This is a genomic window from Methylobacterium phyllosphaerae, assembly GCF_001936175.1.
Lineage (GTDB): Bacteria > Pseudomonadota > Alphaproteobacteria > Rhizobiales > Beijerinckiaceae > Methylobacterium > Methylobacterium fujisawaense.
Genome location: NZ_CP015367.1, coordinates 957,530 through 983,584, shown reverse-complemented (window position 1 = coordinate 983,584; position 26,055 = coordinate 957,530). Strand labels below are relative to the sequence as shown.

At 64.8% G+C, this 26,055-nt stretch carries 25 protein-coding genes, 1 tRNA gene and 5 pseudogenes; 10 read left to right on the top strand and 21 right to left on the bottom strand.

Annotated features, from left to right (window positions below; translation table 11 throughout):
- The first annotated feature begins 39 nt into the window (after positions 1 to 39).
- Complete coding sequence (locus MCBMB27_RS04285; protein ID WP_052083582.1) at positions 40 to 1,482, top strand: MATE family efflux transporter; 1,443 nt, start codon at positions 40 to 42, stop codon at positions 1,480 to 1,482.
- Between the two features lie 445 nt (positions 1,483 to 1,927).
- Entirely contained in the window at positions 1,928 to 2,449 is a 522-nt protein-coding gene (locus MCBMB27_RS04280) for a DUF1993 domain-containing protein (protein WP_043756420.1), read from the top strand.
- A 131-nt stretch (positions 2,450 to 2,580) separates the two neighbouring features.
- Here the strand turns inward: MCBMB27_RS04280 and MCBMB27_RS04275 are convergent, their stop codons facing one another.
- The 6 genes from MCBMB27_RS04275 to MCBMB27_RS04250 all read right to left on the bottom strand — a co-directional run bounded on the left by MCBMB27_RS04275 (position 2,581) and on the right by MCBMB27_RS04250 (position 7,324).
- A complete protein-coding gene (locus tag MCBMB27_RS04275; RefSeq protein ID WP_043756418.1) occupies positions 2,581 to 2,820 on the bottom strand; it encodes a hypothetical protein in 240 nt (79 codons plus the stop codon).
- A 370-nt stretch (positions 2,821 to 3,190) separates the two neighbouring features.
- Positions 3,191 to 4,105, bottom strand: coding sequence for a hypothetical protein (locus tag MCBMB27_RS04270; RefSeq protein ID WP_139231557.1), 915 nt, complete (start codon positions 4,103 to 4,105; stop codon positions 3,191 to 3,193).
- Between the two features lie 306 nt (positions 4,106 to 4,411).
- The gene (locus MCBMB27_RS29440) at positions 4,412 to 4,906 is read right to left on the bottom strand and encodes a hypothetical protein (protein WP_139231558.1); all 495 of its coding nucleotides are present in this window, start codon (positions 4,904 to 4,906) and stop codon (positions 4,412 to 4,414) included.
- Between the two features lie 98 nt (positions 4,907 to 5,004).
- The gene (locus MCBMB27_RS04260) at positions 5,005 to 5,463 is read right to left on the bottom strand and encodes a hypothetical protein (protein ID WP_043756413.1); all 459 of its coding nucleotides are present in this window, start codon (positions 5,461 to 5,463) and stop codon (positions 5,005 to 5,007) included.
- Positions 5,450 to 6,289 carry a nucleotide-binding protein gene (locus MCBMB27_RS04255; protein ID WP_043756411.1) on the bottom strand — a complete coding sequence of 280 codons (840 nt, stop codon included), beginning with the start codon at positions 6,287 to 6,289 and terminating at the stop codon, positions 5,450 to 5,452. Before MCBMB27_RS04255 ends, MCBMB27_RS04260 begins: the two co-directional genes overlap by 14 nt.
- 477 nt (positions 6,290 to 6,766) lie before the next feature.
- Positions 6,767 to 7,324, bottom strand: a complete 558-nt coding sequence (locus MCBMB27_RS04250; protein WP_043756408.1) for a hypothetical protein — start codon at positions 7,322 to 7,324, stop codon at positions 6,767 to 6,769.
- A 620-nt stretch (positions 7,325 to 7,944) separates the two neighbouring features.
- Here MCBMB27_RS04250 and MCBMB27_RS04245 point away from each other — a divergent pair.
- The 4 genes and pseudogenes from MCBMB27_RS04245 (at position 7,945) to MCBMB27_RS04240 (ending at position 11,951) form a co-directional block, all read left to right on the top strand.
- A complete protein-coding gene (locus tag MCBMB27_RS04245) occupies positions 7,945 to 8,268 on the top strand; it encodes a plasmid mobilization protein (RefSeq protein ID WP_075379932.1) in 324 nt (107 codons plus the stop codon).
- Positions 8,265 to 8,726: pseudogene (locus tag MCBMB27_RS30955) on the top strand (relaxase/mobilization nuclease domain-containing protein); the annotation flags it as partial. The gene MCBMB27_RS04245 and the pseudogene MCBMB27_RS30955, both read left to right, overlap by 4 nt.
- A 145-nt stretch (positions 8,727 to 8,871) precedes the next feature.
- The gene (locus MCBMB27_RS30495) at positions 8,872 to 9,234 is read left to right on the top strand and encodes a cell division protein ZapB (protein ID WP_043756404.1); all 363 of its coding nucleotides are present in this window, start codon (positions 8,872 to 8,874) and stop codon (positions 9,232 to 9,234) included.
- A 134-nt stretch (positions 9,235 to 9,368) separates the two neighbouring features.
- Complete coding sequence (locus MCBMB27_RS04240; RefSeq protein WP_236952894.1) at positions 9,369 to 11,951, top strand: DNA-primase RepB domain-containing protein; 2,583 nt, start codon at positions 9,369 to 9,371, stop codon at positions 11,949 to 11,951.
- A gap of 959 nt (positions 11,952 to 12,910) precedes the next feature.
- Here MCBMB27_RS04240 and MCBMB27_RS04235 read toward each other — a convergent pair.
- Positions 12,911 to 13,663: pseudogene (locus tag MCBMB27_RS04235) on the bottom strand (IS6 family transposase).
- 313 nt (positions 13,664 to 13,976) lie between these two features.
- Here MCBMB27_RS04235 and MCBMB27_RS28750 point away from each other — a divergent pair.
- Positions 13,977 to 15,785, top strand: coding sequence for a vanadium-dependent haloperoxidase (locus MCBMB27_RS28750; protein WP_083683787.1), 1,809 nt, complete (start codon positions 13,977 to 13,979; stop codon positions 15,783 to 15,785).
- A 280-nt stretch (positions 15,786 to 16,065) separates the two neighbouring features.
- On the opposite strand, the pseudogene tnpC reads toward MCBMB27_RS28750, so the two are convergent.
- A pseudogene (gene tnpC, locus MCBMB27_RS04225) lies at positions 16,066 to 17,347 on the bottom strand (IS66 family transposase).
- 53 nt (positions 17,348 to 17,400) lie between these two features.
- On the opposite strand from tnpC, the pseudogene MCBMB27_RS04220 reads away from it, so the two are divergent.
- Positions 17,401 to 17,667: pseudogene (locus tag MCBMB27_RS04220) on the top strand (hypothetical protein); the annotation flags it as partial.
- A gap of 9 nt (positions 17,668 to 17,676) precedes the next feature.
- Here MCBMB27_RS04220 and MCBMB27_RS04215 read toward each other — a convergent pair.
- From MCBMB27_RS04215 to MCBMB27_RS04180, 8 genes are all read right to left on the bottom strand, one after another.
- Positions 17,677 to 18,081 carry a Ros/MucR family transcriptional regulator gene (locus tag MCBMB27_RS04215; RefSeq protein ID WP_043756402.1) on the bottom strand — a complete coding sequence of 135 codons (405 nt, stop codon included), beginning with the start codon at positions 18,079 to 18,081 and terminating at the stop codon, positions 17,677 to 17,679.
- 278 nt (positions 18,082 to 18,359) lie between these two features.
- The gene (locus MCBMB27_RS04210; protein WP_012316959.1) at positions 18,360 to 18,599 is read right to left on the bottom strand and encodes a hypothetical protein; all 240 of its coding nucleotides are present in this window, start codon (positions 18,597 to 18,599) and stop codon (positions 18,360 to 18,362) included.
- A gap of 17 nt (positions 18,600 to 18,616) precedes the next feature.
- A tRNA-Ile gene (locus MCBMB27_RS04205) sits at positions 18,617 to 18,692 on the bottom strand.
- Positions 18,693 to 18,760: 68 nt separating this feature from the next.
- Entirely contained in the window at positions 18,761 to 19,033 is a 273-nt protein-coding gene (locus MCBMB27_RS04200; RefSeq protein WP_043756400.1) for a hypothetical protein, read from the bottom strand.
- Positions 19,030 to 19,545: a hypothetical protein gene (locus MCBMB27_RS04195; RefSeq protein WP_043756398.1), complete on the bottom strand. Its 516-nt coding sequence runs from the start codon at positions 19,543 to 19,545 to the stop codon at positions 19,030 to 19,032. Before MCBMB27_RS04195 ends, MCBMB27_RS04200 begins: the two co-directional genes overlap by 4 nt.
- Positions 19,546 to 19,808: 263 nt before the next feature.
- Complete coding sequence (locus tag MCBMB27_RS04190; protein ID WP_043756396.1) at positions 19,809 to 20,291, bottom strand: hypothetical protein; 483 nt, start codon at positions 20,289 to 20,291, stop codon at positions 19,809 to 19,811.
- A 128-nt stretch (positions 20,292 to 20,419) separates the two neighbouring features.
- Positions 20,420 to 20,881 carry a hypothetical protein gene (locus MCBMB27_RS04185; RefSeq protein ID WP_043756395.1) on the bottom strand — a complete coding sequence of 154 codons (462 nt, stop codon included), beginning with the start codon at positions 20,879 to 20,881 and terminating at the stop codon, positions 20,420 to 20,422.
- 67 nt (positions 20,882 to 20,948) lie between these two features.
- The gene (locus MCBMB27_RS04180) at positions 20,949 to 21,578 is read right to left on the bottom strand and encodes a recombinase family protein (protein WP_236952893.1); all 630 of its coding nucleotides are present in this window, start codon (positions 21,576 to 21,578) and stop codon (positions 20,949 to 20,951) included.
- A gap of 154 nt (positions 21,579 to 21,732) precedes the next feature.
- Here MCBMB27_RS04180 and MCBMB27_RS04175 point away from each other — a divergent pair, with 154 nt between their 5' ends.
- Together MCBMB27_RS04175 and MCBMB27_RS29435 are read left to right on the top strand one after the other, a co-directional pair.
- Positions 21,733 to 22,053, top strand: a complete 321-nt coding sequence (locus MCBMB27_RS04175) for a hypothetical protein (RefSeq protein ID WP_043756393.1) — start codon at positions 21,733 to 21,735, stop codon at positions 22,051 to 22,053.
- A 33-nt stretch (positions 22,054 to 22,086) separates the two neighbouring features.
- Entirely contained in the window at positions 22,087 to 22,242 is a 156-nt protein-coding gene (locus tag MCBMB27_RS29435) for a hypothetical protein (RefSeq protein WP_158498445.1), read from the top strand.
- A gap of 33 nt (positions 22,243 to 22,275) precedes the next feature.
- Here MCBMB27_RS29435 and MCBMB27_RS04170 read toward each other — a convergent pair.
- The 5 genes and pseudogenes from MCBMB27_RS04170 to MCBMB27_RS29415 form a co-directional block, all read right to left on the bottom strand.
- Positions 22,276 to 22,578, bottom strand: a pseudogene (locus MCBMB27_RS04170) (DDE-type integrase/transposase/recombinase); the annotation flags it as partial.
- 156 nt (positions 22,579 to 22,734) lie between these two features.
- Positions 22,735 to 22,911: a hypothetical protein gene (locus MCBMB27_RS29430; RefSeq protein ID WP_158498444.1), complete on the bottom strand. Its 177-nt coding sequence runs from the start codon at positions 22,909 to 22,911 to the stop codon at positions 22,735 to 22,737.
- Positions 22,912 to 23,328: 417 nt separating this feature from the next.
- Entirely contained in the window at positions 23,329 to 23,955 is a 627-nt protein-coding gene (locus MCBMB27_RS29425) for a hypothetical protein (RefSeq protein WP_139231708.1), read from the bottom strand.
- A 4-nt stretch (positions 23,956 to 23,959) separates the two neighbouring features.
- On the bottom strand, positions 23,960 to 24,808 hold the full coding sequence (locus tag MCBMB27_RS29420; RefSeq protein ID WP_139231707.1) for an AbiU2 domain-containing protein: 849 nt from the start codon (positions 24,806 to 24,808) through the stop codon (positions 23,960 to 23,962).
- A 215-nt stretch (positions 24,809 to 25,023) separates the two neighbouring features.
- Positions 25,024 to 26,055: a hypothetical protein gene (locus tag MCBMB27_RS29415; RefSeq protein WP_139231706.1), complete on the bottom strand. Its 1,032-nt coding sequence runs from the start codon at positions 26,053 to 26,055 to the stop codon at positions 25,024 to 25,026.

Sequence of the window (26,055 nt, the reverse complement as noted above, 5' to 3'; positions counted from 1 at the left end):
CGACGAGCCGACCCGAGGGATATCCCGACCGGGGACAACATGGCCGGCGCTGCGGCCGGGACGCTCCGGGTGCGGGACGAACGCACGGACCGGCTGCTCCGCGGCCCCGTCCTCGCCACCCTCCTGCGCCTCGCGGTCCCGAACGTCCTGATGACCACGGCCCAGGCGTCGACGGGTCTCATCGAGACCTACTTCATCGCCCATCTCGGGACGGATGCCCTGGCCGGCATGGCGCTGGTCTTCCCGATGCTGATGCTGGTCCAGATGATCTCGGCCGGCGCGGTCGGCGGGGGGATGCTCTCGGCGATCTCCAGGGCCCTCGGCGGAGGTCGGCGGGCGGAGGCGAACGACCTCGTCTGGCACGCGGTCGCCATCGCCGTGGGCCTGGGCGTCCTGACGACCGTCGCGGCCCATCTGACGGGCCCGAGCCTGTACGCCGCCATGGGAGGGCGCGGGGCCTCCCTGACGGCGGCGCTCGCCTACTCCGACGTGATCTTCGCCGGCGCCGTGCTGGTCTGGCTGTTCAACGCGCTCGCGGCCGTGATCCGAGGCACCGGCAACATGCTTCTCCCGGCCACGGTCATGTGCGCGGGCACCGTGGCCCTCGTCCCGCTCTCCCCGGCGTTGATCTTCGGCTGGGGGCCGCTTCCCGCCCTCGGCGTCGTCGGGGGCGCCGTTGCGGTCCTCGCGTACTACGCGGCCGGCATCGCCGCCTTCGCCGCCTACCTCTGGTCGGGACGCGGCGTGCTGCACCCTTCCGTCCGGCCACCGGCACTCTCGCGCGGGGCGCTGTGGTCGATCCTGCAAGTCGGCGCGGTATCCGCCATCGTGAGCGCGACCACGAACGTCACCATCGCCACGGCGACGGGCCTCGTCGGCGTGGCCGGGCCCGCGGCGGTCGCAGGGTACGGGACCGGCGCCCGGCTGGAATACCTGCTCGTGCCCATGGTGTTCGGCCTCGGCGCACCGTTGGCCGCGATGGTCGGGACGGCGATGGGAGCCGGCGACGTGGCCCGTGCGCGGCGCGCGGCCTGGACCGGCGCGGTCATGGCGGGCCTGGTCACGGAATGCGTCGGGGCCGGCGCTGCGCTCCGGCCGGAGGCTTGGCTGACCCTGTTCGGCGAGGACGGGGCGATGCTCGCCGTCGGCGCCCAGTACCTTCGCATCGTCGGGCCTTGCTACGGGTTCTTCGGGCTTGGCCTCGCCCTCTACTTCGCCGCCCAGGGTGCGGGACAAGTGGGATGGCCGCTTGCGGCCGGCCTGTTGCGGTGTGCCGTCGCCCTCGGCGGTGGCCTGTTCGCGCTCCATCTCGGCTTGGGACCCGCGGGCCTGTTCGTCGCCCTCGGGTCGGGCCTCGCGATGCTGGCCGCCGTCAACGCCGGTGCGCTCGCTTGGGGTGCGTGGCCGACGTCGCCCGGCGGTGCGTTCGCCAGGACGGAGAGCGGCCGGGCAGGCCGGTCGCCGCTTCCGCCGCAGCGATAGTGGAAGGGCCGTCGTCCTCGGCCCTTCCGGTGTCCTCCCGTGCCCCCCGCCCTTCCCTGGTGACGGAGGTCGGGCGAGCCGGATCCATCGCCCCGAATGCCGTCCTCGGTTCGATCACCCGCCGACCCGTCGCTCCAGGTCCTTGGGGCCGGTGACCAGATGGGCGTAGCGCGGCATCGTATGGCGGACTTCCAGTTCCAGGGCCGCAGCCATCGAGCCCTGCGGCCGTCCTATCGCAGGAGCCCCCCAATCTCGGCGCCCATACGGTCGCCGGACGACTGCGGCATCCGGATTGCGCCCCCCGGACCACGCATCCGGCCATGGCGCGAGGGCCTTCATCTGTCCTGCCGGTCATGCACGAGAGCAGGGCGGAGGCGCACGGGCGTTGCCCGTGCGATGCGTATGCTCGTTGTGTCCAGGGGGAGGGATGCCCTAGGCTGCGGGCATGAGCATCACCATCCACGACGTCAGCGTGCCTGTCTTCGTCAACTCGCTCCGCAACATGAGCGCGTGGCTCGACAAGGCGGCATCGGAAAAACCCGAGAACGAGCTGCTCCTCGGCCGTCTTGCCCCAGACATGCGACCCTTGCCGGCCCAGTACCAGATGGCTTCCGACAGCGCGAAGAACGCCGTGGCGCGGCTTGCCGGGATCGAGGCGCCCGCCATGCCGGACGTCGAGGCGAGCTTCGCCGAGCTCAAGGAGCGTTGCGCCAGGACGATCGCCTTCGTCGAGGGCGTCGATCCGGCGGCGCTGGCCTTGGGTGCGGAGCGGGAAGTCGAGTTGAAGTTCCCGAACGGCATGGGCTACCGCTTCACGGGGCCGGCCTATCTAACCGGCTTCGCGCTTCCGAACTTCTACTTCCATGTCACCACCGCCTACGCGATCCTGCGCGCGGCCGGGGTTAGCCTCGGCAAGCCGGATTTCCTCCAGCACCTCGGGCCGCCGAGCATCCAGTCCGCCGGGTAGGCGCCGTAGACTGCCGGGAGGAATACCGCGGCCGGACGCGATGCACCGACCGGCCCATGTTGCGTTCGCGGTCCTTCGATGTGTCGGCGCATGACGTCGTGCGTGGCACAAGTCCGATGCCTTGGGCTGGATCACCCCTCGCCGAGGCGCCGCCGGGTCGCCCGAACCTTGCGTCGATAGCCCCTCATTACCTTGCGTGGCGTGTCGCCCATGGCGATGGTCACCGCGGCCTCGCCGGCGGCCTTGACCTTCTCGGTCACCATCAGCCGGGCTTCGTTCCGTGCCTCGGGCCCGCCGAGCATGAACAGCGCCAGGCGCTGGCCGATGACCATCTGCGCCTCGACGCCGAGCATGGCGAGCTCGGTGCCCATCGTGAGGAACGAGGCGGCCTTGGCCCCCGGTTTCCGACGTGACCTCAGACTCGGGCCGTCTCCCTGGCACGAGCGCACCCTAACAGCATGTTGGCGAATGGCTGCTTGTGGGAAACGACGATTGTTATCGCAACGGCTGCCTTGGGTCGGTAGGAGGCCGTCCGCTTTTCCGGCCGACCGTCTCCCAAGCGGCCGTTCCGCTTACGGCCACCATCAGTCGTCCAGATGCAGCTGGTCCATTCAGATTGCCGATAAGCGGACCTTCCCGGCTCCGGCGTCGGCTTGTCAGCCAATCCGCCCCTGCGATGGTGGCTTTGCCAACCCAAGAAGATGTCGAACCTCTCCCAATTGGGGTTGTTACAGGCCGCCTTCAGCACAGGCTACGACTATCTGACAAGAGCATGACCTGTAACCTTCTCTTCGGTGCGCGGCGGCGCGACCAGCCAAGCGGATCGTTTATGATGTCATCGCGGTGGGCGTTGTCGATCACTGGGACGCGAAGAACGGTGAGACGGATGTCCGCCGGCGCCTCGCGCAGACGATGATCGAGCATGCTGGCCTCGCGCAAGGCGGACGCGAGGCCGGCTGTATAGTCGGTTGTCCGCCTCTCGGCTAACAAGCGCAGGCGGCTGCGATACAGGCAAATGGCCGGCGTCTCGCGCAGGTCGTTGAGATCCCCACAGTCGCTCGGTTGCAGGTTGGCAACCATGCCTGAGGAGCGCGGGTCCAGACGCGACAGGCCGCGCAGGTCCGGGATCCCGAACGGCACCGGGATCCCGACATCGAGGATACACGTCGCGATCTCGGCCAAAGCCTGCCCTTCACCCATCGACAGCACCAGCGTCGAACCCGTCATCCAGGCATGGAGGATTGACATCAGAATGTCGTCGACCTGGTGGATGGCGTTCGGCTTGTGGGGGTCATCGTGAGCGCGTAGGCGCAGTGCAGCCAGCGTCTCATCCGAAAACGCATCGATCTGCGTCAGCATCTCGGCGAAGAACTGTCCGTCGTCTTCGAGTTTACGCAGCGGGATCGCCATATAGGTCGCACCGTTCGGGCGCCGACGGGGTCGTGGGACCGGCAGATCGAGCGGCAAACTCGTGTGATCGATCTGGGCGTCGCTCAAAAGGAACATCATTCCGGCCCGATGGAAAAACGAGCGGTAGGGATCCTCCTCCGCCTTGTGCTTGATTTCAGAGCCATCATCATATGGTTGTCGGAAGCGCTGTCGGTGGGTTCCAAGTCTGAAGGCGCGATCGAGGTGGCCGCCAAAAACGATGATCATCTGCTTGCTCCGGAAAAGACATGCTCGTTGCTTCACCCGACCCCGAGTCGAGTGGTGAGGGCGAGTCGAAGATCGTTGGGATTGATGCGTCGCGAGCCTGTGCGTGACTGCGAATGCTGCGCGCATGAAGTTGCGCTGGGGGCTCCACAGGTAATTCGATCGCGCAGAAATGCCTCGGACAAGGCGGAGCGTGATGCTTCCTGCATCTAAGCAGACCTGTCCAGCGGAAGGGGTCGGCTATCTAGACACGAGGCCGCTCGAGTACATGTGATCACGCTAAATAATGCGGAGTTAAGACGATATGAGTTATTCCAACATGAAAGTCTCCAGCAATTCATGTCGCGAGAATCCTTTGGGCCAGGCAAGGTGCGACACGAGTGAGGCGTACATGGCGAAGAGTGCCTCGCGCTCCTCAGGCTGCCCCTCGAAGCGCTGCCAAGCATCTTCAAGCGCGACTTCGTGCCGTAATGTCTGAAGCTGGAGAGTATCCGCTGCCATTTCGTCAAGTCCCGCTGCGATTAGAGTACGCCGCCGCTGCACCCTTGGCCAAACACGCTCGAGGCATTGCTCGACACTGCCGTAAGTGCTGTCGATCTGAACGAGATCCAAGGCTGACTGAGATCGTGCGAAAATTCCTGCGATCTCCGCCGCTTCGATCAACCCTGGGGGCGGCGTAGTGTCCGCCGCTGCCTGCGCGTTTCGCTGTGAAGCCTCTTCTATAACTGCTGCAGCGGCATCGATGTGATCTGCAGAAACACTGTCGTCAGCAAAGATATTATATGTCATGTTAGGGTATTTCATTTTTCGCGTGCTCCAAGCTAGATAATCGAGATCGAATGGCAGGCGCCCGTCGAGATCGGGCGCCTCTTGGCTTAGCTTGATCTTGTCGCCGGATGCGCTTAGCGCTCGGTCGCGCTGCCGATCAGATCCATGCGGTCCGAGAGGTGCAGCACGTTGCGGACGATCCAGACATTCGTCGGGATAGATGCAAGCAGCAGGATGTAGCAGGCCCATATTAGCCACGAGTCTCGGGCCGATTGCTTAGCGTAGAGCTTCTTCTGCTCGCCGTTGGTTTGGATAATAGCCTCCTTTGCGTCAGAGACCTCCTCGGCAAGTTTATGACTGGCCTCTAAGCCTCGCCCAGCTATAAAGATTTGCATGACGTATTCGTCATCCACGCTGGTGTTGAGCGCAGAGGCGATACTTTCCACTAACTGTCTTTCGTCCGGTCGGAGGCTGCGGCCGAAGACGATCCTAAAATATCGCTCGATATTGCGGAATTGTTCCGCGCGGAGCTTCTCTTCGAGATCGGGGTCGCGCCCCTGAGCCTGGAGCATGAACTTCTCAAACGGCGTCATGCGAGATCGCCTCCAGCCACATGCCGTGGAAGTTGCGCCGAAGACGACGCGCCTCGACGCGGATGCGCATCGGTGTCGAGGTGGCGAGGAACTCCCACGAAACGTTGTGAACGCGTAACGCCTCATTGATCCGCTCGCCGATCGGCTCGATCTCGGTGATGCGGATGCTCGGCTGCGCTTGTAGCTGCTGATAGATCTCCGATGCCTCGAGGTACTCGAAATTGATCCCGGTGTGCGTGTTCTTGGCTAGGACCGACCGATCGCAGTCGCGCAGCAGTGGCATAAGGCTGGGAAGGACTTTGAGGGGCGTCGGGTCGACCGGACCGACGATCACGACAACGATGAGCCGGATGTGGTTCTCCCGGCATTCCTCGACGATGATCTCAGTGCAGCGCTTCGTCGTGTCAGTGTCGCCCGCTGGAAAATCGATGATGACGAACGGCTCCGGTGCCTCGCCGATCACGGCCATCATGTCCTGGCAAGCCGTCGGATCGATGCGGCCTGCGTGATCCTCCGCACGCAGGCGGTGTTGGATCGGTCGGATCCCCGTCCGGCTTGGCTCACGCTTGCCGGGCAGAACCTCTCGCGTGAAGTACTTGAAGAAATGCTCGTTCGCCAAATCCGCGTCGATCGCCAGAATTTGGCCGACCGAAGCCAAGAGATCTGCGATCTCTAACGCGCTCGTCGTTTTGCCGACACCGCCTTTGCCGCCGAGGACGACGACGAGAGCTCGCTCGGCCGTCGGACCGAGCAATCTTGCCCGTAATTCATCGATCTTATCTGTCGTATAAAGCGGAGGTGGGACGTCGTCGGTCTGTTGTGTCATCGTCGTGTTCCTCGGCATGCAGGCGTGAGAAGGGGTGCGCGCGCGTTAGCGCGCCGCCTTGAAGTGACTCGATCGGTTGTTGGATGTTGACGTCGTCTCGGGATTAGCCCGCGTCGCAACGATCAGCTGGCTTTTTCAGCCAGCCATTTTGCGGGTTTTGTAGTCCTCGCCCCGCCGCGGTTCGGTGACGCCGATCTTCAAGGCTCCCGCTGTTTTGCCGGCGCTACCTTTGCCGCCGAGCACTGCGATCAGGGCTCGGTTAGCCTTCAGACTAAGCAATCTGACTGGGGGGGCAGCCGTTGTCTGCGAGGTGCGTTGTGGAGCCGGTAGTTTGTTTGGCTGTGGTGTCATCGTTGTGTTCCTTGTCAAACCGGCGTGAGAAGGGGGGGCACGCGCGCGTTGGTGCGCTGCCTCGAAGTGGCTCGATCGGTCATTGGATGTTGAGGTCGTGTCGGGCTCAGCCGCGGACCGCGACGATTAGCTATGTTTTTCCAGCCAGCTTTTTCCTGGCGTCTTCGTCCGCGCGCCACCGCTCATCCGTGGGCCGGGGGCCTGATCATTCGATTCCAACAACACGGTATCGTGGTCGATCTGAATGGTAGCGGTCGGCGGATCGGGTGCGACCGACTGAACGACCTCGTCGTGGCTTTCTACGGGCTTCTGCTTCGTATCCTGTTGCGGTGCTGTCTTGCGCGTTGTCGCGAGGATCGTCGCAGGCGTCGATCTCTTCGACGACTTCTTGTGTCGCGCTTCTGAAGCGACGCCGTTGGCGGAGGTGCCATGCTTCAGCCGCGACAGGTAGCTCGACAGCATCTCCGGTGAGAACTTGAGGCCGTTGTACGTCATGGCGTCGGCGATCTCATCGAGACTGAAGCCTGCACTGCGCATGGCCAGCACCTTCGCCGACACCCGCTCGACCAGGGCCTGTCGCGTCCACGTCTTGCGAGGCGCCGGTCCTGCCGCATGGAGACGGTCAAGCTGAGCCTCCACGGTCGTCGCATGTGTCGCGTCGATCGGAATTTTGTCTCTCGTCATGGTTTCCGCATCCTGATGTCGCCGACGATTGCGTCGCCGGCGGAGGAACAGCGCCGCCCCGGTGGTCGTCGCCTGTTTATAGAGTGGACCAAGTGTTTCGATTCACACAATAGGGATAGCGGGTCGAGAGTCGGAAATATTTTTGCAAAATAAGTCTCGAATCGCTGGACGGCGCCGTTTTTTGCTGGATATCGAAATGCTGTATGCCGCGGTGTTTGGCGATACACATCGGCGCGCAGGTCGGGTTGTTGTGGGATTGTTGGCGACGAGCCAGCGATGTCGCCCTTGATCGCTCGGTGGGATGTGTTTGCGCCAGCCATGATGCCGTGCCGCGGCCATGCCGGAACCGCGTCAGAGCGGACGCAAAAAGAGGTCGACGAACTTGACAGGACAAAATGCAGATCGATCGGCAGGGGCGATGACAGCCGCACGCCGTGTTTCCCGGAAGGTACGACGGGGCAGGTCGCCCCTCGCAACCCGCCGGTTGCGAGCGGGCGGCGGTCGATCGGCGCGTCCCGCTTCTCACAACCGCCTCGCACTGCCGAGGCCGAGCCCCGGACCCCTGCCCCAAGAGCTTCCCTGAAGACCTCCCCCAGAACCGCCCCGTGAGGACCTGACCGATGCCCGGATCCCGACGCTCCGAGAAGCGCCGACGCAGCGCCCAGACGCAGCTGCGCCTCTACCCCGAAGAGCGCGACCGGTACGCGGCCGAGGCCGCCGTCGCCGGCCTGACCTTGGCGGCGCTGGCCCGCAAGCGGCTGGCCCAGCAGCACGTCGTCGCCCGCGTCGATGCCGAGCTGATCAACGAGCTGCGCCGGATCGGAGGCCTGCTCAAGGCGGCGATGCACAAGCCCTGGCTGGCGCAGGACGCACGGCGCGCCCGGGCCGAGATCGGTGCGGCGATCGCGCACCTGGGCGGGCACCCCGCCGGACCGGCGCGATGATCTGCAAGCGGATGCCGGTGCGCGGAGACGGTGCGGCGGTGGCCCGGCAGGTCGAGGACCTGCTCGGCTACCTCGACGGCACCGGTCGTGGGGCCGGGCGCGGCGACCTCGTAGCGCTGGGCGGGCGCAACTTCGTCGCGACGGCGCGGACGGCCCAGGCCGCGGAGATGATCGCCACGCTCACCGCCTGTCCGCGCGCGCGCCGGCCGCTGGAGCATCTGGTGCTGTCGTGGCGCCCGGACGAGCAGCCGGACCTGCGGCAGGTCGCGGAGGCGGTGGCGATCCTGGTGCGCGGCCTCGGGCTCGCACGCCATCAGGCCCTGTGGGCGCTGCACGGCGACGCCGCCGGCGCCCACCTGCATCTCGTGGTCGCGCGCGTCGACCCCGAGACCGGCCGGCCGGCGACCATCCCGATGTTCATCAACGCACTCGATCGGGCCGTCGCCCGGATCGAGCACGCGCAAGGCTGGCAACCCGAGGCGAACGCGCGGTTTCGCGTCGTCGAGGGCATCGACGAACTCATGGCGGAAAGGAGTGGGAGCAGTGACGGACGGGACGGGTACGACGAAGGGCCGCGACGGAGGGGCGGGATCGAGCGAAAGCTTGGAGAGGCTGCTGACGATCTCGGCGCGGGAGGCGCAGGCGGCGCACCGGGGGACGGACGCGATCCTGACGGTGCTGCAACCGGGCGGGGGCGAGCACGATCCGGACGATCCGGTCGCGGCGATCGCCGAGCTGCTGATGGCGGCCGAGGAGCGGGACGAGGCCTTGGCGGACGCGATCGCGGCGCTGCACGGGAGCCTGGACGTGCTGGGCGACACCGCGGCGAAGATCCGGGAGGAGCAGGTGCAGGCGGCGGCCCGGGAGGACCGGCTGCGGCAGGACGTGCTGGCGCTGAAGGAGCGGCTGGAGCAGCTCCTCGGCCGGATCCGGCTCGTGCCGGCCGCCGGCTCCGGGACCGGCTGACAGCGCTGCGGCTGCGCGCGGTCTCGTGGCAGCGGCAGGCCGGCCCGGATCCAGATCCGGTCCGACCAAGCTCCGCGGCGGATGACGGGGCGAGCGGCCGGCGGCGGGCATGCGCCCGCGCTCGGCTCGAGGCCGTGATCGGCGACGAGGCGTCGGCCCGGATCGCCCGCAAGGTCCTGGCCGCGCGCCTGCGCGGCGGGCATCCGGGCCGTTGGGACGACCTGCCGCTGGCCCGCACCTTGACCGATGCCGATACCCTTTCGGCACCGGCGGCGACCCGGGAGGTGCGCCGGGGCGAGCGCAGCCCCGAGCGCGTCGCCATCGAGGTCGCCGGACCGCTGGTCGACGCGGCCCGGTCCTGGGCGGCGCTGCACGCTGCGCTCGCCCGCGAAGGGATTGCCTACCGACGCAAGGGCTCTGGGGCGGTGCTCCTGATCGGCGGGGTGGCGGTCAAGGCCTCGACCTACCGCAAGGCCGCGCTCGGCGCGCTCGTCGCCCGCCTGGGCCCGTACCGCCCGGACGCCGAACAGGCGATCGAAGGAGCCGCCGGCGCATCTCCGGCGCACCTGGTCGAGGCCGCGCCGGGCGTCGACCCGCGCGTATTCGCGGCCCTGCAAGGGGACCGGACGCTGAGCGCAGAGGCGCAAGCCCGGTTCGCCGCGGCTTGCGCGCCGCTGCGGCCGAACGCGTGGCGAGCCGCGGCCCTGCTCGGCGAGCGTCCACGCGCCGCCGCCGGTGCTCGGGCGATCGCGGATCGGCTCGGCCTGCCGCGCCCATGCCTCGCACCGCTGGCGCGCCCTGAACCCACGCCGGTGGACGCGGCCTCCGCGCTCGGCGCTTGCCACGCGGCACTCGGGGCGGAACGCTACGGGCTGCTCGTCCGGATGCCGGCGGTGCAACGCGCTTCGAACCGTGAGGCCGCCCCGGCAGCGGCGCAGCCCGAGGCGCTGGCCGAGCCGTACGACCGGTTGCTGCGGATCCCCCTCGGTCCGCTGGCGGCCGTGCAGACGGCATGGCCGCGGGTCGCGGCCATGGCGCGCGCCGGCGCGAGCGTGCACCTGCGCTTTGCCAGAGGTGATCGGCACCACGTCGTGTTGCGCGACCTCGATGCACGCGGGCTCGCGCGTATGCGTAATGACGGCCACACCGCCGCTCTGGTGATGGAGGGCCCGCCTGGGCGGTACGAGGCCGTCCTGCGCGCGCCGGGCGGCGCGGCCGACGAAGCTGCCGCCGTTCGGCGGGTCGGTCGCGCCCTGGCGCGGCGCTACGGCTGCGCGGTGTCGCGGGTGGGGTTACGCGTGGTCCGCGCGCCCGAACCGGACGCGGGATCGGTCGAGCCGAAGCCGGGCGTGGCCGCGCGGTTCGTCGCTCGGGCGGGCGAGGCCTGCGCACGGCTCGCGATGCTGATCGCGCGCTCTGCGCAACGACTGCGCGCCCTGCGTGCGCTCCTGGCGCGTCCAGTGCCGAATCCGAGGCCCGGATCGTGGTGGCGCCGCGCTGGGCTCGAGCCGCCGACGCGCGAGGCGGCGGCGATCTATCAAGCCCACCGCCGAGACATCGTCGCGGGCTGGGACGGGCGCCGCCCGGACAACTCGCGCATCGACGCGCGGGTCGCCCGGCGGTTGCGCGCCACCGGGCACGCCGAGCCGGCGGTGGCGGCGCTGGTCGCGGCGTGCGCGGCCGCGCTCGAGCCGTATCGCCGCCGCGACTGGGCGGCGTACGGACGGCGGGCGGCGGCGCGAGCGTTCGCTTCGGATGGCGCGGCTGACGCGACGGACGAACTCGATACCGGACTCGTGGCGACCTGGGCGGCTCTGGAGCGGCGGACGCGGAAGTGCGTCGCCGCGGGGGCGGAGATACGCTCGGCTGCCGCGCGTTCGGCCACGATCGCTGTTCCGGCGCCGATCGTATCGCCGGTCGAGGTCGAACGCGTCGACGGGATCGTCGCCCAGCCTGTGCCGGAAGCGACGGCGATCGCAGCACCGGTCCCCGCTCCGGCCTTCGTCACGGCACCCCCCTCCCCCGCGACCAGTGCTTCACCCACACGCGGCCCGCCGGCCACCATGCAGGTTGCAATCTCGCCGCCCCGAGAAGCGCGGCACGACGGGCGGCCGGCCGTGATCGTCGCCGACGCGGGCCAAGCCGATGCGATGCAATCCAAGGTCCCTGCGTCGCTGACCGCGGGCGCGCCTGTTCGAACGGCTGCCGCCGAACCATCACAGCATGTCGGATCTCGGGAGATCGTGGCGTCCACCGATCGCGTCGTCGCAGACGGCCGGACGGTTCAACCTTCGGCCGATCCTTCGACCGACGCGCAGGAGCAACGCGAGAGCGATGCGAACTCGCGCGGGGCCTCCGATGTGAAGGCAGTCCGATCGCCTCCGATCGAACCGCCTCATGCCGACGTGGCGGGGACAACCGGGGCTGCCGCTTGGAGCCCGTTGGCCGATGTGCCGGCGCGCGACAGGTCGCTGGCCTGCTACTACACCCTGGCCCTCGCGAGCCCTGAGGCGACGATACGGGTCTGGCGCGCATGCTTGAAGCGGGCGCTCGGTGCCGAGATCTCGTCTCGCGTCGAGACGTGGCACCAATCCACCCGTGGAACGCCCGAGCACCGTCGTATCCTGCGCGAGGTCGGGCGTTGGACCGGGGGATGGAACTTCAACGCGGTGACGAGAGCGTGCGAGAACCGGGGCGTGAAAGTTCCTGGGCGGTGATCCCGAACCTCCGGTGATCTGCTTCGAGACAATGTAAGCCATCGCGATAGGTATGTCTGCCAGCTCGGACACGCGGGATCGGTCGAACATCTGCGATGACCCGTCGCTTGCCTATCGGGCAGGTTCTGGTCCTGTCGAACACGGAGCACCGGTCGCGCCGATCCCGTACTTCGGCGGAGCTGTCGGATCGCTCTTCGCTGCACGCGAGCTGTTCTGGAGACGGTTGACGGGATCGAGAGGCGGCCTGACGGTGGTTCCAGGAAATGTCGAAGCTCGATCTGGACCTATCACGTAGCCACCGTTCACGCAGCGAGACGGCCGCACTGCTTCTCGATCCCGGCTCGGTCCGACCACCGTGCGATCACGATGTACAGTGGTCCGCGGCGGCCAACATCGAGTCCGCGAGCCGTGCGGGCGTGGCGCTCCCAGGGTGTCGACGGACTGACCGAGCTGGCCGGGAAGCACGACGTTCTCGATAGCACTCGATGGGATACCGAGAGTGGCCCGGCACGACCCGTAACTCGCGGCTCCACCTCGGTCGGACGGCGATATCCAAACTCATATAAGACATTTTCACAGATACGATATTTGGCGCAACGTGATATCCGACGCGCTATCGAGAGGCGATCCAGCTGCTGCGGGCATGCCTTGGCGCGTTGGACATCACCAAGGTGCAAATCGTGATGTCCAACGCCCTGCCCTCGAGCAAGCTCTCGGAAGCCCCGCTTCGAGATCGACGATCATCTCTGGGACCGGGTCCGATCACAATCAGCGGGTCAGGTTCGAAGGCACCTTGAGAGAGAGTCGCTCGGCCCGGTCATTCAGCAGGAGATGACGACGCCCTATCGGCGGCCGCTATCTGCTGCGCCTCTATTCGCATAAGGGCACGATATGGTGCGCCGCGGGGGTCTGGCGCAAACTCGGCTGCGGGACATAGAAGAGCTTCTACCGTCCCGCTTTCACGCTTTGTTCGCGATGGGAAGGCCAAAGCAGTGGGCCAGCAGCTGGTTCTGCTCCCGGACGGTTCACGCGCCGGCAAAGCCGAAGCCTTTGCGCAGCCACAGCATGACCTCAAAGCCGCAGACCGTCCGCCGTGCCGTGTTGAAGGACCGGAACCCGCCGATCCTTGGCATCGCCCGTTTCACTCGGAAGTGGTCGCTCTCGATGCCCTGCTGCAGGTGCTTGGTCACGTAGTGGATCGGCATGCGGGGTAGCAGGCCCGTTTCGCGGCTCTCGGCGATGGCCGGCGGGTACGGACCAGCCCCATCCGTGCCGATCCGATCTGGGGCGAGTAGCGGCTGATCCTTCAGCATCTTGCGGAAGAACCGCTTGGCCGCATCGAGATCCCGGTTGGCGGCGAGCAGGAAGTCGACCGTCTGCCCATGCTTGTCGACGGTGCGATAGAGGTAGCGCCACTGGCCGCGGATCCGGATGTAAGTCTCGTCGACCCGGACCGATCCGCAATGTGGCCGACGGAACTGGCGCAGCCGCTTTTCCACCAGCGGTGCGTAAGCCAGAACACAGCGGTTCAAGGTGGAGTGGTCCACCTCCATGCCGCGTTCCAGGAACAACTCCTCTATGTCGCGGTAGCTCAGCGGGTAGCGCAGGTACCAGGAGACCGCCTGGACGATGAGCGCAGCCTCGTAGTGCCGGCCCCGGAAGTTGGTCCTGGCGCGCCGCTTGAGCGTGGCGGCGATAGCGGACAGGATCATGGGCCGGCTCCGGGGACGGAGCGGCAAGCTGAGCGGGCATGGCTAACGACCCGCGAACGAAGAGCCGTTTGGGTTCGCGACAGGCCCCAGGAGAGAAGGGGTGACCCCCTGAACCGCAGCATCATGGTTCTTCACCAGCGCTGCGTCAGGCGCCTCTACAATACGTCTAGGTCAATATATTGAATGACAACTTCGGCAATCAGTTTTGGCCGTCAGGAGTTGCAATTTAACAGGTTATGAAGCAACCTTCAGTTGCGAACCTGGGCGGTGATTTGCTCGCTGTCCCAGTCGATCGCAATGGGAGGCAGCTTCGATGTCAAAAGCATTGTCTCGTATTTCTAGCCTTGCCGGCTTTATAGCGGTTATTTCACAGCCTGCTTTGTCGCAGAACGTACTTCAGCAGCAATCACAGCAAGATTTTAGTCGGTTATTGAGTCCGGGAATTATAAAAAGAACCTTGACTCCCGAAAAATTAAAGCAACTTCAAGAGGAGGCGTCGAAGGATTGCTTCAGTCCCGAATCCTTTCAGAAAGCAGTACCCCCACTGGATCCCAATCAGCCTCGACCGCTGCCCTGCGCTCCGAAAAACCCGTTCGATCGTTTCGTGATGTGGAACCAGATAGCGTTAGACACTACGGCTATCGATCATGCGCCGCCGCCTCCAGGTGAGAAGGCCAGTCCAGCACTCCAGCATCTTGGTCCCCATCGATCAAGTCGTGCGATGGCGATCGTCCATATCGCTATGTTCGATGCGATTAATGTCGCAACACGGTTCAATCAGCAAAATCCGTCAAAGCCGATCTACACTTTTGATACGTATTCCAAAAATATACCTGAGCTAAAGCATATCGTGTCGCTCGACACAGTGATAACGTATGCTGCGGGGGAAGCCCTAAAATCTCTTTATAAAGAACAAGCCCAGGTCATACAAGATTTTATCAATAAGGACGAGGTAACAATTCTATCAGGCAAAGATCGCAAGGATCCATTCTATAGTGAGGCCCGGGAGCTAGGCCGAGCCGCTGCAAAAGCTATCCTGGATAATCGCAAGGACGATGGTTCTGCTCACACCGAGCCCGAAGTCGGCCAGGAAGGGTTTCCCCTTCGTATGGAGCCTGGACAATGGCGGCCCGATCCAGTCAGCAACATCGTAACGGCCCTCGGGGGGCGGTGGGGGTCTGTGAGACCCTTCGTAATCCGCAATGTTGCGACGTTCCGGCCGCCACCGCCGCCTTCTCTGGACGACGCGAGATACACGCAAGATTTCGATGAAGTCAGGCGTTTGGGTGGTGATGGTAACGGGCGGTCGGGAAAATCAGACCGCTCCCAGGAGCAAGAGGAAACGGGAATTTTCTGGGCGTACGATGGCACAGCGTTTCTGTGCGCGCCGCCACGACTTTACAATCAGATCATTCGTCAGATCGTCCAGCAGAAGACAAAGGAAATGAGAGGCCATGGTGAGGATCCGGTCTTGCTAAATTACGCGCGTATATTCGCTATGAGCAACATAGCCATGGCCGATGCAGCAATAGCTGCCTGGGATGCGAAGTACCATTATAGATTTTGGAGGCCTGTAATAGGCATACGGTCGGCACAAACAGACGGTAATACGAATACAAATCCGGATTTATACTGGAGAGCGCTGGGTGCGCCGGCGAGTAATTCGATCAGAGGACCGAATTTCACGCCGCCCTTCCCTGCTTATCCGTCAGGGCACGCGACGTTTGGTGGGGCGCTCTTCGACACGCTGCGGAGCTTTTTCCCGGAGGAGACAAAATTCGATTTTACATCGGATGAGTACAATGGAATTAATCAGCCGGCTGGTTCAGACACGCCGCGGAAAATTATCACGAGGCACTTCGAAAATTTCCGGTCGGCCGAAGATGAGAACGCTCGAAGCCGTATATATCTTGGCGTTCATTGGCAATTCGATGCAGATGTTGGGATCGCGCAGGGAAATCAGGTCGGCAGTTACATAGCGGCAAATTCACTGCGTTGTTTGACTAAAGAAGGAAAACCAATCGATTGTAAGCCGACAAGCCCGCCAGAAATTGTATCTAAATTTCTTCTCACGACCGAAAAGCGTGTGCTAATTACGCCTCAGTCTCCAGCCACCCAGTAAACCGTTTTTGGTATACAGAAACCTGTTGGGTTGCACAGAATGTTGTGTTGCCCAGCAGGGTGAGACCGATACGAAGTGCGGCCGCCCGCTGAAGCAGTCGGAGCCGAACCTAGCTAACAGGCGGTCAGTACGGCCATCTGGGCGTTGGCGGCTCGCCGAGCGGATCGTGCAGCTCATCCTCGCCCTCAGCTGGAAAGAGCTTCGCCTCGGTCGGGCGCCCTTCGATCCGTGTGGCCTGCAGCTGCTCCTCCGTAATTACCCAGGCCTGTGATGGCAGGGTTCAGGCACCGATGGTTTTGAGGACGGTGCTGAAGGGGCTGCTGCCTGTGATTCGGGCGGTGTCGACGACGGTGCGGATGGCGGCCTCGCCGTCAGCCGCCCACATGGCGCGGTAGCCGTTGGTCACCTTCCGCTGCACGACGGCCGGACGAAGCAGCCGCTCGGAGCCGTTGTTGGTCGGCTCGACCTGTCCGGGATAGTCGAGGAACACCAGGAGTTGGTCGCGCGCGCGGCTGATCTTGGCCTGCAGGTCGCGGGTCAGGTCACAGCGGCTCGGCGTGGCCAGGATGGCACCGAGTTGCCGATCCAGGCTCCGGCGCTTGGCCGAGAGCGTCGCGGCAGCCAAGTCGGTGACGCGCCCGGCCAGGGCGAACACGCTTCCCAGCCAGAGCTGCAGGCGCCAGGGCACGGGATCGTCACTGACCTCGACAGCGTAGGCAACATCGCGGGCCAGATGCGCCAAGCAGGTCTGGTGCTCATCGGCATGGCCTTGTTGGGCCGTGTAGCGATCCGAGATCCACACCGCCGGTTCGGTGCCCGTCCATCATCTCCCGCACCACGACAGCGCCGCACGTCGGCGAGGCGGTGTGCACCACGGCTCGCGCCGAGTGGAACAGCCAGTGGTAAGCGTTCGAGCCTTCGATGCGCACGCCGGTCTCGTCGCAGGCGACGACCTCAGCCTTGCGCAGCATCGCGATGGCCGCGTCGCGACCCGGACGGAAGCAGCCCTGCGCGCGCCGGAGCAGGTTCATCAGCCCGCCCTGGCTGAGCGTGAGGCCGAACAGGTCGGAGAGCGCTGCCTGCAACCGTTCGTATGAGAGCGCCTGAAAGGTCTTCAGGTACGTCGCCACCGCATGCAGCCGTGGGCCGAAGGGCGTGCCGCGCGCTGCCTCCGGCACCGGTGCGACCACCCGCTCCCCACAGCGCGGGCAACGGACCGCGAGCCGGCGGTGCTGCGTCACGATCGGCGCCACCGCGGGCAGCTCGATCCGCTCGCAGACGCTGACGATGTGCGCCGGAAGAGCGGCGTGCAGGCTGGCGCCGCAGCACGCGCACGCCTCGGGACGATGCTCGACGAGCGTATCGGGATCGTCGCTCACGACGCGGCTGTGACCCTCGTGACCGGGCTTGGCGCCGCCCGGCTTGGAGTGCTCCCGCTGCTCCTTGCGATCGGTCGCGGGCGGTTTGGACGAGGTGCGCGACGTCTTCTCTGGCCGCTGCAGACGCAGCACCAGCTCGATCAGCTCTTCGCGGCTCAGCCGTTCGAGGTCGCTGCGGCTCATCTCACGAGAGAATCAGCGAAATCCGTCCCGCGCAAGGGCGTGGGTAATTACCTGACGCCGGTCGGTGGCGTGACGGTCGTGGACGCCGGATCCGGCTCGTGTCGGGAGCCGACATCCTCGGCCAAGTTCGTCACACCCGCGTCGTCCTCGCCGCGGCCCACCGGGATCATGACACCGCGAACAACATCGGTGCCAACCTCGCGGCCTTCTGCCAGCGCTGCCATATGATCCATGATCGGCCGGAGCATCGCAGGCGGCGCTGGCGGACACTGTTCCGACGCAAGGCACTCGGGGGCCTGTTCAGTGGCCCCTATGCCTGATGATGCCGGCTAGGCCCGCGATGCCGCCGCCTTGCGAGCACCGGGACGATAGCCGTTGCGGATCTGCAAGCTCACGGCGATTGCGGATCGCCGCTCCGAGTACCCGGGTGCCACCATGGGGTAGTTGCTTGGAAGGCTCCACTTCGCCCGGTACGTCTCCGGGGTCAGCCCACAGGCAGTCAGGTGCCGCTTGAGCGTCTTGTAGCCCTTGCCATCCTCGAAGCTGATCAGCGCCTCGTGCGTGATGGAGCCGCGGATCTGGGCTGGCGTCGTTTTGCCATCCGGCAGAGCGTCGGTTCTATCGGAATTCTTGAGGCCGATGAGAGCATCGGCTGCACTCGCGATCAAGGTAGGCAAGTCTGAGACTGGCACGTTGTTGCGCCTTACGTAGGCACTCACGAGATGGGCGGTCATCCGCCCATAGTCCGCGGCTGAGACGGTATCGGCGATCCTGTTTTGGTCCATGGTGCCCCCACCAGTAGTAGAATACCGGGGTGGTACCATGATCTGGCCGCGCGCAATCTTAATATTTGGAGATTGTATACAAACGTTGCGCGCAGGTCACAATTATCTATTTTAGATATATTGATCGCATGGCTCATCTATCAAAAGTAGAGGCTTGTTGCCTTGCCGTCGGATACGTCGGAGGAGTCCGTCCGTCGAACCCTTCAGGCCGGGCTGTCGTTGAGAAGTCAGACGCCGCCCTCGATCTGCGCTCCGCCAAGCCAAGCGAGTGTGTCGTCCAACGTGTCGAACCGGTGCGCCTCCTGCGTGAACGGGGCCGGCAGGGGTGGGGCGGCCTCCAACAGCTCCGCGTACCATCCCCGAACGTCGCCGCCTTTGGAGAGGCTGCGCACCACGCTGCCGACGACGTCCCCGTCGAGGAGCAGGTCGTAGCTGCCGGCGGCCAAGCGCTGGAGGGTGTAGGGCATCGCAGTTTCGGCAGAGATGGTGGGCCCGGCAGGACTCGAACCTGCAACCAGACCGTTATGAGCGGTCGGCTCTAACCGTTGAGCTACAGGCCCCTGGCCTCACATAGCCGGCAGGTCTCCAGCGTCACAACCCGCGCCCTTCAAGCCGAGCGACGACGCGATCAGTGCTGCGGATCCGATCTTCGGCTGGTGAAGATCGCCAGACCGTGCTCCGCAACGAGCGCCCGAAATGTTCGGACGGCTTCCTGATCCGTGGCGAACTCCACGGACCATCGCGTGCAACCACCCCCGATGTGCACGACCTCCATCGGCCAGGGGGCCTGCGAGTCGGCACGGCGGTAGATCTCCAGGTCGATCGTCTCGCCGTCATGGCTCACGGGGCCGGACAGCGAGGAGTGCTCGAAGTCCTCATCCTCCCCCGGCGACACGCTCATTCCTCCTTGGCCGGCGCGTGCTCGACACCGTCGGGATCCCCACCGTCAGAGGTGTCGGCCACTGGCTCGGCAACCGAAGCGACACCTCGGTAGAAGTCGCCGTGCCGCTCGACCTCGCCGCTCGTCGTCATCATGCTGAGGTACGTGGCCAGGGTGTTGGGCGCCACGTCGTGCAGCCGGTCGCTGATCTGAGCGTGGGACAGCCCCTGTGGCCCGGCCTCCTCCAGGAGCGCCTTCAACCGACCCTTGGCCGAGTTCGCACGAGGGCCGCGGGGCCCGCGTCCCGCACCCCGCCCGCCGCGAGCTTGATCGTCGCCAGCCGATGCACGGCGACGGGGCTGCTCGTCGGGGAGGTCCTCCAAGGGCGTCCCTTCGACGATGGAGGCCAGGGACCGCTCGGCCAGGCGTAGCTTCGTCAACTCCGCCCCAACGCGCTCGAAATCGGCTTCGAGGGCTGCGCGCTGCCGCCTCACATCGGCCAGGGCGTTTGCGAGTGTGCTGTCCTGTGACATCCGAACCGCGTCCCTCCATGATGGCCCTGCGTGAAGTCGCGCGCCGCGCGCCGATCCGAACGAGCCATCGCCTCTGACCGTCGAGCTTCGCGCCCGCGGGTACGGCCCATACGCCACCGCCCCGTCGCGTACGAGCACCGAGCCGCAGCTTGACCCCGGGATCGAGATCTCATCCCCAGCCGCCCCAAGCTGAAGGCGGCACGGCCACCTGCGCTTGGATCGAGGTGCCTGGTCTCGGGAGCCTGCCGATCCGAGGGGGCGGCTCAGCGGTACAGCCCCTCCGCTCGCAGGCCATCGAGCAACACGCCGGCCTGCTCGTGAGCGACGGCTTCGCTTCCACGCTCGCGGAAGCCGTGCTCGAACATCGGCAGCAGCATCCGCGTCGCATGATCCATCGCCGAGCCTTCCCACAGGACCAGGACCTCACGGTCGGTCAGGTCCTTGAGGAAACACCACAGCATCAGCATGAGGCTGAGCGCGGGACGCTCATGCCAGTCGGCCGTCGCCAGCCGTTTGATCCGTTCGAGCCGGCGCATGAGCGCCTGCCGCTTGGACGGGATCAGATCGGCAAACGGCTCCAGGCACGCGATCCGCAGCTTCTCGCACAGCCCCGCGATATCCGCCTCTGCCCTCGCTGCCAGAGCCGGATCGGCCGGGACGAAGGCGCCCGGCGCGCTCGCGATGGCGTAGACGAGGTAGGCGGGGATCGCGAGCTCGATCCGCTGACGGTCGGTCAGAGCGGGCATCAGGGCGGGCCCCGGCTGGAAGGCTGCTCGTGATAGGTGCTCTGCCTCGGCATCACAACCGATGGATGAGGAGGCCGGCGAGGCAGCCACGAAGAGGCCGTTCGGGATCCGGGCTCGATCCGCGGCCGTCAGACTCCAGCGTCTGCGAACAGGTCGAGTTGGCCCGCAGGGACGCGCGTCCGACGGCTGGAGGTCCGGTGGAGGCTCCGCGGCACGGGCAGAGCAGGCAGAGCAAAGCCGGGCTTGCCGTAGAGCACGGCACCGACGATCCGGGAGCTATCGGCATGGCTGAACACGTTCGTGGTGTGCTGCCCAGCCCGCAGGATCTCCTGCGCCAGCGGCTCGTCCACGCTCATGCCGGACAAGCTCGTGAGTAGACAGGCGAGGCCCGCCACCTGGATGCCGAACGACTGGAACTCCACGACCCGCTGCTGCCAGACTTGGCGCACCGCTCCGACGCTGGTGTTCGGGAACGGGTTCGGCGCCGGCTGTGTCGCCGCATCGGCCAAGAACGCCGCGATAGTCCGCCGATCGACGATGTGGTCGGACGCGAGTACGGCAGCGGCAAGCTGGTGCTGACTGATCGGCATGGCGCTCGGTAGTGGCATCGGTTCTGATCGGCTTCCGGCCGGTTCCGTCATCGTCGGCCAGCAGCCATCAGCGCGACGGGTCGGCTTCCACCGGCCGTGGCTTGCCGACGGCTCTGTGAACGCTGCCCTTGCCGATGCCAAGGCGCGCGGCGATCGCCGCCATGCTGAGCCCCTCCGCCGCCAGGGCCTCGATCTCGGCCTGCCGAGCCCGCACCGTCGGCTTGCGGCCTTTATAGCGGCCAGCCACCTTCGCCTTGGCGATGCCCTCCCGCTGGCGCTCCAGCATGATCTCGCGCTCGAACTGCGCGACGCCGCCCAGGACGTTGAGCATCAGGCGCCCGGTCGGGGTGGCGCTATCGACGCCGAGGTTCAGGATCCGCAGGGCGATCCCCTTGGCTTCGAGCGCGGTGATAATGGTGCCGAGGTGGGTGACCGAACGGGCGAGGCGATCGAGCTTGGTGACGACGAGGGCGTCGCCCTCGCGGCAGAAATCGATGGCGGCCTCGAGCTGGGTGCGGCGTCCCACGGAGGAGACCTGCTCACGGAACAGCTTCGTACGGCCAATGCTGCAACGCTTACGGTCGTTCGGCGTGCCTTTGAGGAAGCTGGCGTTGAGTTTCTGGAGCCCGAGGGGGTTGAGGCTCCGACCGCGATCCTGATGATGGAATTCGCGAACGAGCGCTATCGGGTGGAGCATGTCGACACTCGCACCGTCCGGATCTACTGTGTTAGGCTGCAGATCAAAGGGTGAATGCAGCGCTCAGTCTCTAGAGTATCGTCTGCCAATAAATTTATGTGGCATTCGTCGCCAAACAGAGACACGTTGTGTCTGCACCACCATGGAGAACCCGATGCGCTACGCTCTCGCCTTCGTGCCCCACTTGCGGGCCCAGCCCCTCTTCCAACCGCTCTTCGCCGACACGCCCTTCCCGTCAGTCATACGGGGTGAGTACGTCGACCTCACGCAGTTCGGCCACGGCATCGCTCAGGTCCAGGGCACCATGACGAGCTTCGGGAAGGATCCATCGGGCACTCCGCTCTGCGCGGTGACCGTGGCAATCGCGGCAGCGAACCAAGCCGCAATGCCTTTCGCTGCCGGTGACTTCGTGCCCTGGCCTTGGTTCACCGATGCCACGCAAGAAGTAGGCGGCCACGACATCGGCAACGGGTGATCTCAAATACAGCGCGAAGTACGCGCCCCGAACTTGGCTACCGACGCGCTCGCCGAGGCGGGATTCCTGATCAAGGATCCGTTCGGTTGCCGCAGACGGCCGGAGCGTATCGCCGGCAAGCCCATGCGGGTCTGGGTCGTGCGCCGCGAGTTGGTGGCACCCCATGCGACGGCAGCCAAGATGGACTGATATACACGGGAGAGAGCTTCTACCGTCCCGCTTTCACGCTTTGTTCGCGGTGGGAAGTCCAAAGCAGTGGGCCAGCAGCTGGTTCTGCTCCCGGACGGTCCACGCGCCGGCAAAGCTGAAGCCTTTGCGCAGCCACAGCATGGCCTCGAAGCCGCAGACCGTCCGCCGTGCCGTGTTGAAGGACTGGAACCCGCCGATCCTTGGCATCGCCCGTCTCACTCGGAAGTGGTCGCTCTCGATGCCCTGGTGCAGGTGCTTGGTCACGTAGTGGGTCGGCATGCAGGGTAGCAGACCCGCCTCGCGGCTCTCGGCGATGGCCGGTGGGCACGGACCAGCCATGATCGAACTGTGCTCAATCGGGATGGTGCGGCCTGCGACCGGCACCGGGCGCGCTGAGTTTTGGCAGTCATCCCGCGTTCGTGGAGCAGGCCGGCAAAGGGACATGGCTCGCTCCCCCCGATCAGCGTCCCTTGATTGCGCAGAGGGCGCCCCTCACTCGTTCAGCTTCTTTTTCCCACTGCCGCTAGCGGTCGTCTGCGATGTACTCGGCTTCGAACCGGGCGCAGCCGTACCTGTGGGCACCGGCGATTTGACCGGGAAGGGCGGGAATATGCTGTCGCCGATGACGTGGCGTGTGCCAGTCGGCTTCGGCGGCTTGTTCTGGGTCATGTGCCGTCCTTGTTGGACTGCCCCGCCTGCCCGGTCGGGGCAGCGCTACCAGACGCATTGCTTGACCCAGCGGATTTTGTCGGCGCGGCGCTTTTAGTGCGCTGTTGCGGCATCGTCGACCGAACCTCGAAGGTGGGAAAGATAGATGCGCCGATCTTCCTTCCCTCACCGAGAGGGAACCCCCTCCCGCTCGGTAAGCCTCCTGGGCGTAAGGGATTTCCCCGCTTGATCAAGGCCGGCGCCCCTGCTGAGCCGAAGAACTGCCGGATGACGGCTGCGCGGGAGCGGATGAGCTCGGCGCCGACGTTCCGCTTGGCATTGGCACGTTCACGGCGAACGTCGGAAATATGCTCCGGCCAGCGATTTCCTGTGTCGAGGAAGGCCGCGGCGGCGGCGGGGATTGCGGATTGCGCGTGGTCATTCGGAAGCGTCCTCCGTCCCAGGGTACGTGAGCTTAAAATAGGTGTTCGCTTCTTCGGTTGCCAATCTTACTAGGCCGTCGCTTGGATTGAAACCCTCTGGGAAATATTTCCGCTCGGCTTCAAGCTGGAGTTTACGGAGCCTTGTGCGGCGTTTAATGATGGCGTCCTCAGACAGCCGCCCAAGATAAATGTTTTCCCACTCTTCTTCCGCGTCTATCCACAACAACTCAAAAGCAACTGTTAGGTCGCTGGCGGATTTATGATTTCTAGCAAACGGGAATACATTTTTCAGGGCATCCAAAAGCTGGGCGGAAGCAATAATGCCGGACCATATTAGGGGATATTGAGTAAATACAGCCCATCCTGCTATTCCGCCGCTCGAGGCAACAACTTTTATGATTTCCACAAGCCTGACCTGCCAAGCAAGGCGATTTCTATAAAGCCGGATGCATATGCTCGCGGCCTTTAATTGTTCTAGTTGGCGCCAGTACAAAGCTGGCTGGCGCTTAGATGGGGCGCCAGCAGCTTGACCATCTTCACGCATGGCCTTGTTTTCGGCGGGCACAACTTCCGCCGGGTGGACCGCGTGTTCGTCGTCAGTCGGAACGAGATCGTTGGACATGGCGCTAAGCTAGAGCATTCGCCGGCCGGGGCGCCACTCCACCGTCCGCCATTTCATGGGCAACAGGCCCGGTTATGGCGTCCGCGGGTTCGCCTGATGGAAGCGCTGCCGATCGCCGATCGGGCGCCTCCGAATGAAGGCCCCGCATCAGCGTCGATTTGAGACCTCCCGCTTCCTCTCTCAGCAGCTCTCGCAATGGCGGGAACGCCACGGCCCGACCCAAGATCAAGACGTTCGCCTCGCCGACGATGATAGTCGCGGCGGCAACCGCGTTCCTGACATCGCTCACAACCGCTCTTCGACCTCCAGGCGCCGCCATCGGGTTCGCGTCGAAGTGGGCGACCACTGTATTCCGGACGTGCATCAAGCGGGCTATCGTTTGATGAAGCTCGCCCTTGTTCAGTCGGCGGCGGTAATCGGTCAGACGCCCCAGCGACCGCTCGAAAGCTGGCGTGTTTCCTTTGCTGGCGTGCATCTTGCCTAGAAACTCTAGCCCTCGTTTATCGATGGCCTGCTTGATAATTTTCTTGATATTGCTCGTCTGCGGATCTGTATCGAAGATCGCGGTTATTGATACGACGATCGTTCGCAGTAACGCTCCGACAAGTACGCGTAAAACGTCTACCGCGGAACTATTATCACAGGCCTCACCGAACTCCCGATCGCTCGTTAGGCTCCGATACATCGCGAATTGACCGAGAACCACGCGAAGCTCGCGGGTGAGCCGCAGGATCTCTCTCGCAAGTTCTTGATCGCGCTCCGATCCGTTCAGAAGCATGTAGGTCGGAACGGCCATAAAGTCGTCGCCGCCGACCATATTCCACGCACGCCCTTCGTCGCGAAGCTTCGCCATATGTCCCTTCTCAGCAGTTCACGCACGCCGCGCCGCTCAAGGTGACGCCGAGCGCAGTGAGAAGATAGGCGATTGGGCGCTGAGCCTCGTGCTTCCGGAACGCAGATGGGCCCAGCCCCGCCGATGATGGCGAGACTGGGCTTGGTTCGTTGCAACCGCCCAGCAGGCGGCTGCGACATTAAACGGGGTCCGGCTTAAGGCCCGACCAGATGCCGTTAATCAACGTCTCCTGGTGTCGGCAACCTGCCCATGAGGACCTCCATCATCTTGCGCCTGGAGAGTGGGCTCTTGGGCTTGGACCCCACATCAATCAAACTATTGATAGATTTTGCCTGTGACGGTCCACGACCAACTAGAATATCGTTTAGGCGTGTCCAGGAGATCGGCGATCGGACCGGCGTAACCTTTAGCCTTACACCATCCGTGATTTTGAAGGCGTGCCTGCCACGCGAGTTTCTGGCGGTTTTGCATCGGTCGCCCATATCCCTAGAGTAATCCTGCCCATGGCTCCAGTCAAAATAATCACCGTTCGAGCCATGATCATGATTAACGCACCGTGAAACGTTCTTGGGACAAAGGGCTTGATTTAATACTTTTGGATGATCAAGCAAATCTGCCCCCTGAACAGAATGCCGCTCCAAAGCGCATGTCGCTCGATAGAAAAGCTCTGTGAGATAGGGTGGGAATGGAACGGTAGCCGGCAGTAATCCCAGCAGGCGACGCACAGCTTCCCGGTCAGGCACCGGCGCTACCAAGTCATCGGCGCCGTAGATTTCCACTGTGCCGTGTTCCATCAGGTGGCCGCCGGCCGATGTGAGCAGGCATAGGCCCTGAGTAGCCGAAACACGTCGCTCGCAGAGATCGGTTGAGATTGGTAGCAGTACCGGCTGGATGCGGCCAAACCTGACCAATCGCGCCCACCCCGCCGGGCTGCGGCAGAGGCGCTTTTCCAAGTCGAGCGTCAGCAACGACGCGACCAGGATCGTGCACTCGGAGAGGATCCAAGGGCGGTCGACGTTGTAGGCCTGGCAGCCGCTGACATAGCTACGCAGCTCGCCCACCAGCCTTCTCGAGAGGGCCATGGCGGCGGCGATGTGTGACGGGCCGTCTTCGGCAAGAACGGCCGGCGGCGGGCTGGCGATGTGAGCCTCTACGGCCACGGCGACCGGTGCCACGACCACGTCCCGCGACTGCACAAACGCCGCTGACGCCGGGACACCACCCGGCGTGATCAGATCGGTCTGCAT